This window comes from Arthrobacter sp. 10T425 (assembly GCF_056393985.1).
Genome location: NZ_JBFTGZ010000002.1, coordinates 128,557 through 142,478 on the forward strand (window position 1 = coordinate 128,557; position 13,922 = coordinate 142,478).

A 13,922-nucleotide genomic window follows, 5' to 3' on the forward strand; every position below is an offset into this window, starting at 1 on the left:
TCAGGTGTGCGGGATTGTGGGAGGGCACGTGAGTACCCCCTTTTCGGATGTAGACAGGTCAGCGGGCGGCCTCGGCCAGGGGTGCGGGTGCGGCCCCGAGCGGTGTCAGGTAGCTGGCGAGGATGATCGCCAGGATCGCCGCCGGGTGGGCAGTAGTTGCGGGTGCAGGATTCATGTTTTCCATGGAACCGTGATTTCCCAATGGCGGGGAGTCACGGTCGTTCCGGGTAATGCCAGTGCCTCCCTCGTCGCATTGGCCGCGGGTAGCGTGGAGGCCATGACACACAGCGACGACGTGCGGAAGTTCCTGACCTCCCGCCGTGCCAGGATCACGCCGGAGGAGGCCGGCCTCCCGGTCTACGGCGGAAACCGCCGCGTTACCGGGCTGCGCCGCGAGGAAGTCGCGATGCTCGCCGGGATGAGCATCGATTACTACATACGCCTTGAGCGCGGAAACCTCTCCGGCGCCTCGGACAGCGTCCTTGAAGCCCTCTGCCGTGCACTGAAGCTTGACGACGCCGAGACGGCCCACCTTTTTGACCTGGCCCGCGCGGCCACGGCCGCTCCCCGGGTGCGGCGAAAGCGCAGCCCGCAGACGGTGCGGCCGAGCGTGCAACGCGTCATTGATGCGATCACGACGGCGCCGGCCTGGGTCCGCAACGACCGCGGGGATGTCCTTGCCGCCAACGAACTCGGCCGTGCACTCTACCTGGACATGATGGCTGAGCAGGTGACTCCGCCGAACAGTGCACGGTTCACCTTCCTGAACCCGAAAGCGCGGGAGTTCTTCGCCGATTGGGAACGCAGCGCGGACGACATCGTCGCGGTCCTGAGGTCCACCGCCGGGAAAAACCCCTACGACAGGGACCTCACGGACCTGATCGGAGAGCTTTCGACCCGCAGCGAGGAGTTCCGCACCCGGTGGGCGAGGCACGACGTGAAGTACCACCGCACCGGCCGCAAACGGCTCCACCACCCGATCGTGGGGGACCTGGACCTGAGCTTCGAGGCACTGGAACTGCCCGCGGACCCAGGATTGCGCATCAACGTCTACACGGCAGATCCCGGGACACCCTCCGAGGACGCCCTGAAAGTCCTCGCCAGCTGGGCCGCCACCCAGCGCGAAACGGCAGCGGCCGCAGTCAGGGAGAAGGAATGACCGACCGTTCCTCCACCGTGCTCATTGTGGGGGCCACCAGGTCAATGCCCGGGTCCGGTGACGATCTTCTTTCGTTCGGATTCGTGCGCGCCGCCCTTCTTCGCCAGTGTTGAGCACGCCTCCTCGATATCCCGGGCGAGCGTGTCGACGTGCTCGCGGCTCATCGTTTCCTTGACCAGCGCACGCATGATCGTCACGTCCTGGGCGTTCGGCGGCAGTGTGTAGGCCGGCACCATCCAGCCGCGTTCGGCCGAGAGCTGCCAGGCAATGTCGAACTCGTCGTAACCGGGGTCGCCGGCGAGCCGGAACGCAACCAGGGGAAGCTGCTCCTCGTCGGGGCCGATGATCTCGAACCGGCCCATGGCCTCCAACTTCTCGGCGAGGGCGCGGGCGTTGGTCTGCATGTTCTGCATGATGTAGGTGTAGCCGGCGCGGCCATAGCGCACGAAGTTGTAGTACTGGGCGAGAACCATCGACGAGCCGGTGGAGAAGTTCAGGGTGAACGTCGAGTCGGTCTTGCCGAGGTAGTTCTCCTCAAAAACAAGGTCCTTGGCCAGGTCGGCCTTCTCCCGGAAGATCAGCCAGCCGATGCCGGGATAGACCAGTCCGAACTTGTGCCCGGAGACATTGATCGAGCGGACCTGCTCGAGCCGGAAGTCCCACTCGGAGTCCGGGTACAGGAAGGGCCAGACAAACCCCCCACTGGCCCCGTCCACGTGCAGCGGCACATCAAGGCCCCGCTCACCCTTGATCCGGACCAGCAGGTCGTTGATGCCGACGATGTCGTCTTTGTGCCCGGTGAACGTAGTGCCCAGCACGGCTGCGACGCCGATGGTGTTCTCATCGATATGGGCCTGCACGTCCTCCGGGCCGATCGTGTACTTCCCCGGCTGCAGGGGCACGATCCGCGGCTCGACGTCGAAGTAGCGGCAGAACTTCTCCCACACAACATGCACGTCGCCGCCGAACACCAGGTTAGGGCTCGACGTCGATGCGCCGGCGGCCTCGCGGCGTTTGCGCCAGTTCCACTTCAGGGACAGGCCGCCGAGCATGATCGCCTCGGAGGATCCCTGGGTCCGGGCGCCCGTCGTCTCGCCGGGAGCGTGGAAAAGGTCTGCGAGCATCCGAATGCAGCGCTGCTCGATTTCGGCCGTGCGGGGATATTCGGCGTGGTCGATGAAATTGCGGTGCAGGTTCGCTGCGATGATCTGCTGGGCCTGCGGCTCCATCCATGTCGTTACGAAGGTCGCCAGGTTGCGGGCCGGATCACCCTCCAGCGCCAGGTCCTCCGACACCAGCCGCAAAGCGTCCTCAGCAGGAATGCCGGTCTCCGGGAACTCCCGGCTCGGAACCTCCTGGGTGACAAATCGGTTGCCGAACAGTGCCACGTCGGCGTCCGCCGGCTGGGAATTTATTGACATCACTTCTCCTAAAGAGGCTGTTGAAAGGGGGTTACGGATGAGCTCCACGGCTTGCAGGAGTCGAGGCGTCGGTGGATTCTGGACTCAGCATCAGAATCGCGCCGGTGAGAAAGCACAGGCCTCCCACAAATGTGCCGAGATTGGACAGCTCGGCGTTCCAGACATCGCCGCTCGACGGTATGACAAACGCCGCGACAGCCGAGATGCCGAACGCAACGGAGCCGGCCACGTTGATCACGCCGATCTTCCACGTTCGAGTCCTGGGCCGGCCGGCAATGGCGCCGCGGCCGGCATCCCGCAACGCCACCCCGCTTGAAACGAGGAAGGCGACTGACCCCAAAGCGTCGGGTCGCCACACTTGCTGCTCGGTCAGCGCCGCACTGAGATTGACCCGCATTGCGTTTGCCGTACTCCAGTTGAACCACAGCGTGCCGGCAAGTTGAACCGCGCCAGCAAGCCAGCCGAGATTCCGTGGCGCCCATACCCAAAACGAATGGCGCCGCGTGGCACCCACGGCCGGGAGCGCGTCAACGGCTTCGCGGTACTGCAGGAACGCCGCACAGGTGAAGAACAGCGAACCGACGAAGAACGTGGCTGCACACAAGCGCAATCCCACGGCCTCGGCGTATAGCGGCACCGCTCCCAGGGCGAACAGACTCGAGCCAATGATGAACAACCAGGCGGTCCACCGGTCCCGTACGGTCAAACGGCCCGCGCTCGGGATCTCAGTCATTGTCGGCCCTCGAGGCAGCCCGATGGTGGACCTTGCCGCCAGCGTCAGACGCCACGGGCCCTTTCGGGCCCGGGACCGGGAGCACGTTGGAGATCACGAAGGCCACCGCCACAGCCACCACCACCTGCGGTGTTACCGCCACACCGTCCACTCCCAGGAGCAGCGTGGCCAGCAGGGTCGACGTCAACGGCAGCCGCAGCATGGCTGCGCACATGGCTCCCATGCCCATGCCGAGTCCTGCCGCGAGATTCATTCCGGGCAACCCGCTCGCGGCAATACCGAGCGCCGCACCGATGAACATCGAAGGGAACACGGGCCCACCACGAAAAGCGCTCAGGGAGAGCCCGTAGGCCAAGGCCTTACAAACGATCAGCAGGAGGAGCGCCGCAAGCGAGTAGTCCGTGGCGTGTTCGACCAGATCCGGAAGGGCGTCCTGCCCCGAAAACAAGACCTGCGTGAAGCTGTTCCCATAGATCAACTGGTAGGCCATTGCGGCAAGACCGATCAGCAGGCCGAGCCCGGAGGTCACCAACATCCGGTTCAGGTGCACGAGCGGACGAAGCGAGAGCCCGACCCAGCGGATCAACCATCCCAACAGCGCGCCGACGACGCCCATGATCACCGCCCAGCCCAGCGTCGCCAGGGTCGGCGGCACAGCAGGCGGTACGACGGGCAGCGCCAGCGAGAAGCTGCCCAGCCCGGTCCAGCCGTCCAGGCCGACGAACACCAGCGCCCCGACGCCGGACGCGAGCAGTCCGGGCAGGGCCATCAGGCTCAGCGTCATTCCCCCGATCCCGGCGGCCTCCATGATCAGGAATGCACCGAGCACGGGGGATCCGAGCAGGGTACTGATCGCTGCGAAGCTGCCAGCCGACGCCATGATCGTCAGGGCCATCGGCGGAGCGTCCTTCTTCGCCAGGTGCACCGCCAACGCCCCGAGGCCGCCACCGATCGCGATCAGCGGACCCTCCGGCCCGAGCACCGCACCCAGGCTGAGCGTGGTCAGTGCCGCGAGAATAATGCCCACGAGCTCCCGGCCGCTGGGCGGACCGCCGCCCGTCTTGAAGCCGAAAGCCGGTGAGTGGCCCCCGGTTCCCGGCAGATACCGGATGGTCGACGCCGTCAACAGCCCACACAGCACCAACCACGGAACCGGCCACCAGGCAGGAGCGGGACCCCCGAGGACTTGTTCAGGCAGGCCGACGAAGACGTACTGCTGGACAACCGCGACCAAAGCGAGAAAGCCGTACGCAATGACCGAGATGGGAACGCCCAAGACCGCAGCCAGCACGAGCGCAGAGATGTACGCCCTGGAACGAATGACGACGGCCGGATCGAAACTGGGCGGCGATGCGGCAGGCTCGCTCATTCCCGGCAACCCGGCGCGACTGTGACGATCCGGGTGACCCCGAATGTCTTTCTTCCAGGTCGGGGCGGCGTGCCCGGCCGGCAACACCGCGGGTCACCGATGATCAACGAGCAGAACATCATCCCTCCTCCTTCCGCCAGACGGCGGGAGCCTTTAGCGAGGTCTCACAAGCGATAGAGGTGGTCTTTCAGATGTTCTCCAAGCTAAACCCTTCCAAGGGGGCAGTCGTCACCCAATGCGGGTGAAAGAGAACCAAAGCGTTGCGGTCACACCCCGGGTGCCCCCGCTCCGTCCGGGCGTGACCATGGCGTGACCGGGCGCTCCTGCCGGACGCCGTCCACCGTGATGTCCGCTCGCTCATTGAAGAAACTGACAAGTCCGTGGATTTGGGCGGCGTCGCGGAACCGCCGGTCATAGCTCCACGCGACGTTCCTGCCCTGCTCGGAGCCAGGGTAGCTCCAGTAGCTCGCCTGGCCCTTGTACGGGCAGATGGTCCGTTTGGGGCTCTCTTGCATCAGATCCAGCCGGACATCCGACGGCGGAATGTAGTAGCGCACCGGCAGCATGGTTTCGTAGAGCAGTTGCGCGCCGTTCGTCGTGGCGAGCGTTACGCCGTCGAGCCCTACCTCAACGGTGAGCGAGGACGCCCGGATGTCCACACGGTGGAACGGATCACGTGGGTGGCCGATGATCTCCTCGTCGTCCTCGAGCCAGTCGAAAGCGTTGAAATCCAGCACCACGTAGCCGGCGAGGTCGGGGTCCGCCGGCCGGAAGGCAGCGCGGGGCAGCCTCGCATGGGGAGTGACGACGTCGAGCTCCTCACCGGCCGCCGTGTGCCTGCCGAACGCCGTGCGCGGATCCAGCGCCCGCGGCCCCTCCCGGCTCACTCGGAAGCCGTGTTCCGGGACGTCGCCCGCCTGCTGCCCCGGCGGCGCCAATTGGGCACGGAGGTCGCCTTCGGAAACGGCGTAGACGGGGGTGATGCGTTTGGGCTCCCACACCAAGAGCGCACCCAGAGTGTCGACGACGGCACGCCCGCCCACCATGGCACGGACCCTTTTCGCGGTGGGCTGGTAACGCAAATCGGGGAACGTGCTGAAGAGGACGTCAGATATCTTCGTGGCCATGACTACAGGGTGGGCGTCCGTTATCCCGCCGTCAACGACTGACCCGGCCACCCGCCGGCCGGCAGGCGGTCAGCGGGGGACGTGAAGGCCGTGGAACGCCATGGTGATGACGTCGTCGGCCAGCTTCTCCGGGGACAGCGAGCCGCCCGGCTTGTACCACTCGACGATCGAGTTGATGGTGCCGAACAGCAGCCGGGTGACGGTGCGGGGGTCAATGTCCTGGCGGAGCGAGCCCTCATCCCGGGCCTCGGAAATCAATGCGGCGACCTTGTGGTCGAAGGTGCGGCGCCGTTCCAACGCATCCCGCTCGATCTCCGTGTTCCCGCGCAGGCGCAGCAGCAGCGTCACGAAGGGCAGCCGCTCCACCAGCACCGAGATGGTCTGGCGGACCACGAACTCCAGCCGGGCATCGGCCGAACCGGAGGTTGCCCCGGGCTGGTCCAGGATCGCCTCGAGCCCGCCCAGGGCGTGGTCCAGGGCGAGCTTCAGCAGGTCGCCCTTGGACGGGACGTGGTGGTAGATCGCGGACTTGGAGATGCCCAGGTTCTCAGCAAGGATACCCATCGAGGTGGCATCGTAGCCGTGGCGGTTGAAGACGTCGACGGCGATGACCAGCACCGACTGCTGGTCATAGCCGGGGCGGCCGCGCTTGGTGGTGGTTGCTGTGCTGGGCATAGTGGCTAGTTTCTCACGATCTGGTGCTCGCTCAGCCCTTGGGGCGCATGTCGTAGATCCGGCGTAGTTTGCCGTTGGACCGCTCCAGCGAGCCGGGGTCGACGACGTCGACGGTGCAGGAGGAGCCGACGTGGATCTTGATCTGCTGCTGCAGGACCTTGGCGGCGGCCGTGGCGCCCTCGACGGTGACGGTGTCGCGGCGCTCGATCTTGACGGTCAGCTGGTCCATGCGCAGTCCCTCGGGCCGGGTCAGCTCCAGCTGGAAGTGCGGGCTGAGCTCGGGGATGCGCAGGGCGATCTCCTCGATCTGGGACGGGAACAGGTTCACCCCGCGCAGGATGATCATGTCGTCGCTGCGGCCGGTGATGCGGCCCATGCGGCGGTGTGCCGGCCGTGCGGTGCCGGGCAGGAGCCGCGTGAGGTCCTTGGTGCGGTACCGGATGATCGGCAGCGCCTCCTTGGTGAGCGAGGTGAACACCAGCTCGCCCGGTTCGCCGTCGCCCAGCACTACGGTGGGGTCGAAGGCGTCGATGATTTCGGGCCGGAAGTGGTCCTCCCAGATGTGGCTGCCGTCCTGCGTTTCCACGGCTTCGCCGGCGACGCCCGGGCCCATGACCTCGGAGAGGCCGTAGATGTCGCAGGCCTTGAGGTTCATGGTGGTCTCGAGCTCGTGCCGCATTTCCTCGGTCCACGGCTCGGCGCCCAGGACGGCGTACTTCAGCGACGTGGAGGCCGGGTCGATGCCCTGCTTGATCATGGCGTCGGCGATGGTCAGCAGGTAGGTGGGGGTGGCCAGGATGGCGTCGGGCTTGAAGTCCTGGATGAGGGTGATCTGGCGCTCGGTCTGGCCGCCGGAGATCGGGATGACGGTGCAGCCGAGGGCCTCGGCGCCGGCGTGGGCGCCCATGCCGCCGGTGAACAGGCCATAGCCGTAAGCGTTGTGCACCTTCATGCCGGGCCGGACGCCGGAGGCGCGCAGCGAGCGGGCCACAAGCTTGGCCCAGTCGGCGAGGTCCTTCTTCGTGTAGCCCACCACGGTGGCGCGGCCCGTGGTGCCGGAGCTGGCATGGATCCGCGCTACCTCGTTCTGCGGCACGGCGAACATGCCGAAGGGGTACTCGAGGCGGAGGTCCTCCTTGGTGGTGAAGGGGAACTTGCCGAGGTCGGAGAGTTCACGCAGGTCCGTCGGGTGGACGCCGGCCTCGTCGAACTTGCGCTTGTACAGGGGGACGCGGTCATAGGCGTAGGCCACCGTGTGCTGCAGGCGGCTGAGCTGGAGCGCCTCGAGCTCGTCGCGGGAGATGGTCTCCTCGCGGTCCAGGACAGCGTCGGTAGTGGCGGCGGCAGTTTCTTGGGTCATCAGTGGTTCCCTGTTTCTATTTCTTGGAGATGGTGCGGCTGCGGCCGCGGAACTCGGCGATGAGTTCCCACGTAGGGGCGTCGGTAGCGGTATCGGTGGGGAGCTGGCCTGGAAGGGTTGCTGCGGGGGCCGCGCCGGCCGGTGCCGGCTGCGGTGTTCCGGGCGCACCCGCGCCAGGGTCGGCGGCGTAGATCTGGATGTCGTACAGCCCGCTGCGTCCGGTGCTGGCGCGGCGGTTCGCGACGGCGGTCAGCACCTGTCCGCGGAAGGCGGGCTTCAGGAAGTTGATGTCGACGCCGGCAGCAACCGTGATGTTGCCGCTGTCGATCCCGGCTTCGCCGGGTTTCGGGCTGGCCGGGTTGCAGGCGAGGGCGAAGGCGGTGTCGCCGAAGGCGAAGATCATTCCGCCGTGGGCCATGCCGAAGCCGTTGAGCATTTCCTGCCGGAGCGTCATGCGGATCGTGGCATGCCCGTCGTCCAGCGCCAGAACTTCGATGCCCATCCATTCCGAGGCGTAGTCGTCTTTCAGGATGGGGTGGGTGGCCCCGGAAACCGTCAGTTCAGCCATGCGTCGTTGCCTCCAGCTTTATTTACCGAATGTTCATTAGGTAATCCCATGTGGGTGCCCGCTGTCAAGGGGTGTAAGTATGCTGGGACACATGGCCAAAGGAATTTACGTCAGCGCGACCACCCCGGGCTCCGGCAAGTCCCTCATAGCGCTGGGGTTGGCGGACACCCTCCACCGGCACGCGGACCGGATCGGATTCTTCAAGCCTGTGGTTCACGGCAACGACGCCGCGGCGGACCCGATGGTGGCGCTGATGAAGGCCCGGTTCGATCTTGATGACCAGCGCTGCCGCGGCGGCCTGACGTTTGCCGAGGTCCGCGGGCTGCTGGCCGAGGGCAACAGGGCCGAGATCGACGCCCGCTGCGTGGAGATCTTCGCCGAAATGTCCCGCCACTGCGACGTGGTGATTGTGGAGGGGACGGACCTCACCGGCCAGGATGCCGCCGTCGAATTCGACCTCAACGCTCGCCTCGCGAACAACCTGGCCGCCTCGATCGTCGCCGTGGTGGGCGCGAAGGGGCGGACCGTCGCGGAGGCTGCCGACGCCGTCGAGGTTGCCCGCAAGGAGCTGGCGGCGGAACACTGCAGCCTCCTGGCCATCATGGTGAACCGCGCCGACCCGGAGGACGTGGACGGGATCGTCGCCGCCGTGAAGCCCGGCGCGTCCGGCCGCCCCGTCTACGTCTTCCCCGAACTGGAGGACATCGCACGGCCCACCACCGGGGAGGTGGCCTCGGCCCTTGGGATCCGCCAGGTGGCCGGCCGGCAGGACATGGAACGCGACGTCCATTCCATCAAGGTGGCGGCGATGAATGTGGCCAACTTCCTGCACGTGCTCGACGACGGCGCCCTCGTGATCGTCCCGGGTGACCGTGCGGACGTGATGGTCGCGTGCCTCGCGTCGTCGTTCTCGCCGGAGTTTCCGGTGCCGTCGGCGCTCATCCTCACCGGCGGCCTGGCCCCGGACCCCAACATCTACTCGCTGCTGGCGCAGGCGCCATTCCCCGTGTTCGCGGCCCCGGACGATACCTACACCACCGCCAAACGGGTGTCCGAGGTCCGCAGCGAGATCTGGTCGGGGCACCGCCGCAAGGTGGCCTCGGCCGTGGGGCTGTGGGCTAAGCGCGTGGACGAGGCCGAGCTGGTGGAGCGGCTGCACCTGCCGCGGCTGGAGCGGATGACGCCGCTGCGGTTCCTGCACGACCTCATTGAGCGGGCCCGGCTGCAGCGCCGGCACATTGTCCTGCCCGAGGGGAACGACGTGCGGATCCTGCGGGCCGCCGAAATTCTGCACCGGCGGGACGTCTGCGACCTCACGATCCTGGGCAATGAGTCGGCGGTCCGGGAGCTGGCGTCCACCCAGGGCATCGACCTCTCCGGCATGAGCATCGTGGACCCCGCGACGTCGGAGCTGCGCCAGCAGTTTGCCCAGAAGTACGCGGAGCTGCGGGCGCACAAGGGCGTGGACCTGGCCCGGGCGCTGGAAGTCATGCTCGACTGCAGCTACTTCGGCACCATGATGGTGCAGCTCGGCGTGGTGGACGGCATGGTGTCCGGCGCCGCGCACACCACGGCCCACACCATCCGGCCCGCGCTGGAGTTCGTCAAGACGCGGGACGGCGTCAAGATCGTCTCCTCGGTGTTCCTGATGCTGATGCCGGACCGGGTGCTGGTCTACGGCGACTGCGCGGTCAACCCTGACCCGAACGCGGAGCAGCTGGCGGATATCGCGCTGGCCTCGGCCGAGACCGCAGCCCAGTTCGGCGTGGAGCCGCGGGTGGCCATGCTGTCCTACTCCACCGGCGGATCCGGGACCGGGGAAGCAGTGGACAAAGTCCGGCAGGCCACCGAAGTCGTGAAGGACCGCCGCCCGGATCTGGCCGTTGAAGGCCCCATCCAGTACGACGCCGCCGTCGACGCCGCGATCGCCGCGTCCAAGATGCCGGGCTCGTCCGTGGCAGGGCAGGCGACCGTGTTCATCTTCCCGGACCTGAACACCGGCAACAACACCTACAAGGCGGTGCAGCAGTCCTCGGGTGCGGTCGCCGTCGGGCCGGTCCTGCAGGGGCTCCGGAAGCCGGTTAACGACCTCTCCCGCGGGTGCACCGTCGAGGACATCGTGAACACGGTGGCCATCACCGCCGTGCAGGCGCAGTCCGTGGAGCCCGCTACCGAGCCGGAACCTGCGGCTGCCCGCGCATAGTCAGCTGTTCCGGCTCGGCTGTTTTCCAGGTCAGCTGTTTTCCGTCAGCTGTTTTCCGGCTTCGCCGGACTTTCGGGGTCTTCCTCCTTGGCGGGCTCATCGGCCAGGCCCGCCGGCGTGAGATCCAGGTCCTCCAGATTCTCGGGGGCCTCGGGCGCTTCGCCGACCTCGGCGGCCTTGGGGTTTCCTGTGTCGTCCAGGGCCGGGTTCGCGCCGACGACGCCGGTGGGATCCGGTTTACCGGAACCGCTGGCGGGTTTGGTGCCCGCTGGTTCGGTGCCCGCTGGTTCGGTGCCCTCCGGCTGGGTCGCGTCGTCAGTCATGGAAATCCCCTTCGTGAGTTGTCCAGTTGGTCCGCCGACTCTAGGCGCCCGGCCCGGCTTTCGCAACGGATGGGCGCCACTGGCGTTCCGGCAATTTGGTCCGGCAATTTATAGTGGATCCCACGGAGCGCTCGGCCAGGCTCCGGCGTGATGCCAGTCCCGGCGCACCCTCGGGTAGCGTCGAAGCCAAGGCTTAGGAGGCCCCATGCTCGTGCTCGTCATCAACTCCGGCTCGTCTTCGCTCAAGTATCAGGTGCGCGACGTCGAGGCCGGCAGCGTGCTCACCGAAGGCCTGGTCGAGAAGATCGGCATGGGTGCCGGCGGTGAGGGCGACGGCCAGATCGAGGGCCCGCGCGACCACGCCGAGGCGCTGGAGCAGGTGGACGCCGCCATCCACGACGCCTTGGGGGACCGCGTGCTGGATGCCGTCGGCCACCGCGTGGTGCACGGCGGGGAGCGCTTCGCCGAGCCGGTGCTGGTCAACAACGAGATCACCCGGGCCATTGAGCGGCTGAACCCGCTCGCCCCGCTGCACAACCCCGCCAACGTCCTCGGCATCCGCGCGATCTCGAAGAAGTGGCCCGAACTGCCGCAGGTGGCCGTGTTCGACACCGCCTTCCACCGCACCCTGCCCGAGCACGCCTGGCGCTATGCGGTGCCGGACGAGCTCTACACGAACCACGGGATCCGCCGCTACGGCTTCCACGGCACCTCGCACGAATACGTTGCGCACCGGGCGGCGGCGCTGCTGGATGTTCCGGTCGAGGAGTTCGACGCCGTGATCGCCCACCTGGGGAACGGCGCCTCGGTCACCGCGATCCGCGGCGGCCAGTCAATCGACACGTCCATGGGATTCACGCCCCTCGAGGGCCTCGTCATGGGCACCCGCTCCGGCGACCTCGATCCGTCCATCCTGGTCTTCCTCGGCCGGAACGGATGGTCACCCGAGGACCTGGATTCGATGCTGAACCGGCAGTCCGGGCTCAAAGGCCTGGCCGGCAACAACGACATGCGCTCCGTGGTGGAGGCCGCGGAAGCCGGCAATGCCAAGGCGGCCATGGCCCTGGCGGTCGCGTCCTACCGGCTCGCGAAGTACATCGGCGGCTACCACGTGGCCGTGGGCGGCGCGAAGGCTCTTGTCTTCACGGCCGGAATCGGCGAGAACTCGCACCAGTTCCGGAACCTGGTGGCGCAGCGGCTCGGTGCCCTCGGCGTCGAACTCGACGCCGGGCTGAACCGGGAACGGTCCAGGGAACCCCGCGTCATTTCCACCCCGACGTCGGCCCTGCCGGTCCTTGTGGTCCCCACTGACGAGGAACGGGCGATCGCGGAGGCAACGGCCGCCGCCGTCGCGCAGGCATCCGTTGCTCCATAGCCGCCCTGTTGGCCGCGCAAAACGGCGCTTCCGGAGCAACGGATGGGTAGCGTTGGGGACATGAATGAACCCAAGCCACTGCCTCCGCTGCCCATCCGCACCGAGCGGCTGGTGCTGCGGCGTTTTGCAGCCGCCGACCTCGATGCCTTCCATGCCTACCACTCGCTCCCGGAAACCGCCCGGTTCCTGCCCCGCGAGGCCAAGAGCTACACCCAGTCGATGGAAACGGTGGGACGGTACGCCAACTTCGAGTTCGAGAAGGAGGGCGACTGGGTGGCCTTGGCCATTGAGGCCCAGGATTCGCCCGGCCTCCTCGGCGAGGTGGTGCTGAAGTGGCTGGAGGGGTGCGGGCAGGCCGAGATCGGCTGGAGCCTGGCCCCGGAGGCGCGGGGACGGGGCATCGCGAGCGAGGCTGCCCGGGCACTGCTGAAGCTCGGGTTTGAAGACCTCGGATTCCACCGCATCGACGCCAAGCTCGATGCCCTGAACACAGCCTCGGCGGCGCTTTGTGAACGGCTCGGCATGCGCCTGGAATCACGGCAGGTGGACAAATGGCATTACAAGGGCGAATGGGCCACGGAAGTGGTGTACGCCATGCTCGCGGACGAGTGGAAGGCCCGCTGACCTGGCCCGGCGCTTGAACCCGGTCAACTCCGCCTGAGTATCTTGAGGGCTGTCTTCCCCGCCCGGCCGGCAGGGATGCCGTGGAGACGAGGGCAGCGGTGACGAAGGAGGGTGCAGTTTAGCCGCCGACTCAACCATCGGCCGCAAGCTCACCCACGGGCCTCAGGTGCCGGACGAACCAGGCTCATAGGTCCCGTACGTCGGGAGCCCTGCCGACTCATAGACAAGAATCGCGAGTCCGCCCGGCGTCGCCTCATGGCGGACCAGACGCAGGCCCGCCGGGGCGCCTCCGGCCGGAAACAGTTGCCTGCCGTTACCCACCACCACAGGGGCGATCACCAGCCTCAGTTCGTCGATCAGCCCCTTCGCCAGCAGCGACTGGGCCAGCCGGGCACTCCCGTGGATCTGCAACTCCCGGCCGGGCTGCCTCTTCAACTCAGCGACCCGTGCGGGGACGTCCCCGGACAGGATGGTCGTGGGCGCCCAACCAGCCTGCGCCAGGCTCTGCGAGGCCACGTACTTCGGCAAACCGTTCATCTTCTCAGAGAACGGATCATCAGGGTCCGTGATTCTCGGCCAGTCCCTCGCAAAGTTGACGTAGGTGCGGCGGCCGAACAGCAACGCATCCGCCTCACCCAGCCAGTCCGCCGCCTGCTGGATGAATTCCTCGTCAAGATAGGGGACGAACCAACCTCCTTGTGAGAAGCCGTCGCTGGTATCCTCCTCGGGCGATCCAGGACCCTGCGCCACGCCGTCCAATGTGAGGAACTCTGTCAGCGTTAGTCTCATCGTGTTGCCTCTCCGTGCTGGGTGCTGGGTGCCGGGTGCTGGGGCCGGGGTGCTGGGGCCTGGGTGCCGGGTTCACCGGCCCGGGCTGGGCCTGGAATCACGGCAGGTGGCAAGTGGCACAACAAGGACGAACGGGCCACGGAAATGGTGTACACCATCCCCGCGGATGAATGGAAGGCCCGGCAGCAGGTACCCG

At 67.0% G+C, this 13,922-nt stretch carries 13 protein-coding genes; 4 read left to right on the forward strand and 9 right to left on the reverse strand.

Annotated features, from left to right (window positions below; genetic code table 11):
* Window positions 1-277: 277 nt before the first annotated feature.
* On the forward strand, window positions 278-1,159 hold the full coding sequence (locus AC1DDH_RS02865; protein WP_476850185.1) for a helix-turn-helix transcriptional regulator: 882 nt from the start codon (window positions 278-280) through the stop codon (window positions 1,157-1,159).
* A gap of 41 nt (window positions 1,160-1,200) precedes the next feature.
* Here the strand turns inward: AC1DDH_RS02865 and gad are convergent, their stop codons facing one another.
* The 7 genes from gad to AC1DDH_RS02900 all read right to left on the reverse strand — a co-directional run bounded on the left by gad (window position 1,201) and on the right by AC1DDH_RS02900 (window position 8,412).
* Complete coding sequence (gene gad, locus AC1DDH_RS02870; protein ID WP_476855571.1) at window positions 1,201-2,580, reverse strand: glutamate decarboxylase; 1,380 nt, start codon at window positions 2,578-2,580, stop codon at window positions 1,201-1,203.
* A 31-nt stretch (window positions 2,581-2,611) separates the two neighbouring features.
* Window positions 2,612-3,313: a hypothetical protein gene (locus AC1DDH_RS02875; RefSeq protein WP_476954806.1), complete on the reverse strand. Its 702-nt coding sequence runs from the start codon at window positions 3,311-3,313 to the stop codon at window positions 2,612-2,614.
* Window positions 3,306-4,682: a chloride channel protein gene (locus AC1DDH_RS02880; protein ID WP_476954807.1), complete on the reverse strand. Its 1,377-nt coding sequence runs from the start codon at window positions 4,680-4,682 to the stop codon at window positions 3,306-3,308. The genes AC1DDH_RS02875 and AC1DDH_RS02880 overlap by 8 nt, the downstream gene beginning before the upstream one ends.
* Before the next feature lie 266 nt (window positions 4,683-4,948).
* Window positions 4,949-5,809 carry a DUF427 domain-containing protein gene (locus AC1DDH_RS02885; protein ID WP_476954808.1) on the reverse strand — a complete coding sequence of 287 codons (861 nt, stop codon included), beginning with the start codon at window positions 5,807-5,809 and terminating at the stop codon, window positions 4,949-4,951.
* A gap of 69 nt (window positions 5,810-5,878) precedes the next feature.
* A complete protein-coding gene (locus AC1DDH_RS02890; RefSeq protein ID WP_028276376.1) occupies window positions 5,879-6,484 on the reverse strand; it encodes a TetR/AcrR family transcriptional regulator in 606 nt (201 codons plus the stop codon).
* A 31-nt stretch (window positions 6,485-6,515) separates the two neighbouring features.
* Window positions 6,516-7,844 carry a phenylacetate--CoA ligase PaaK gene (gene paaK, locus AC1DDH_RS02895; RefSeq protein WP_476870378.1) on the reverse strand — a complete coding sequence of 443 codons (1,329 nt, stop codon included), beginning with the start codon at window positions 7,842-7,844 and terminating at the stop codon, window positions 6,516-6,518.
* 16 nt (window positions 7,845-7,860) lie between these two features.
* Window positions 7,861-8,412 carry a hotdog fold thioesterase gene (locus AC1DDH_RS02900; RefSeq protein WP_476870379.1) on the reverse strand — a complete coding sequence of 184 codons (552 nt, stop codon included), beginning with the start codon at window positions 8,410-8,412 and terminating at the stop codon, window positions 7,861-7,863.
* A gap of 91 nt (window positions 8,413-8,503) precedes the next feature.
* Between AC1DDH_RS02900 and pta the strand changes: the two genes are divergently transcribed.
* Window positions 8,504-10,615: a phosphate acetyltransferase gene (gene pta / locus AC1DDH_RS02905; RefSeq protein WP_476954809.1), complete on the forward strand. Its 2,112-nt coding sequence runs from the start codon at window positions 8,504-8,506 to the stop codon at window positions 10,613-10,615.
* Window positions 10,616-10,659: 44 nt separating this feature from the next.
* Here the strand turns inward: pta and AC1DDH_RS02910 are convergent, their stop codons facing one another.
* The gene (locus AC1DDH_RS02910) at window positions 10,660-10,938 is read right to left on the reverse strand and encodes a hypothetical protein (protein WP_476954810.1); all 279 of its coding nucleotides are present in this window, start codon (window positions 10,936-10,938) and stop codon (window positions 10,660-10,662) included.
* Window positions 10,939-11,143: 205 nt separating this feature from the next.
* Here AC1DDH_RS02910 and AC1DDH_RS02915 point away from each other — a divergent pair, with 205 nt between their 5' ends.
* Together AC1DDH_RS02915 and AC1DDH_RS02920 are read left to right on the forward strand one after the other, a co-directional pair.
* On the forward strand, window positions 11,144-12,313 hold the full coding sequence (locus AC1DDH_RS02915) for an acetate kinase (protein WP_476954811.1): 1,170 nt from the start codon (window positions 11,144-11,146) through the stop codon (window positions 12,311-12,313).
* A gap of 60 nt (window positions 12,314-12,373) precedes the next feature.
* Complete coding sequence (locus AC1DDH_RS02920; protein ID WP_223913678.1) at window positions 12,374-12,937, forward strand: GNAT family N-acetyltransferase; 564 nt, start codon at window positions 12,374-12,376, stop codon at window positions 12,935-12,937.
* A gap of 162 nt (window positions 12,938-13,099) precedes the next feature.
* Here the strand turns inward: AC1DDH_RS02920 and AC1DDH_RS02925 are convergent, their stop codons facing one another.
* Window positions 13,100-13,726 carry a dihydrofolate reductase family protein gene (locus tag AC1DDH_RS02925; protein WP_476954812.1) on the reverse strand — a complete coding sequence of 209 codons (627 nt, stop codon included), beginning with the start codon at window positions 13,724-13,726 and terminating at the stop codon, window positions 13,100-13,102.
* Window positions 13,727-13,922 lie beyond the last annotated feature (196 nt).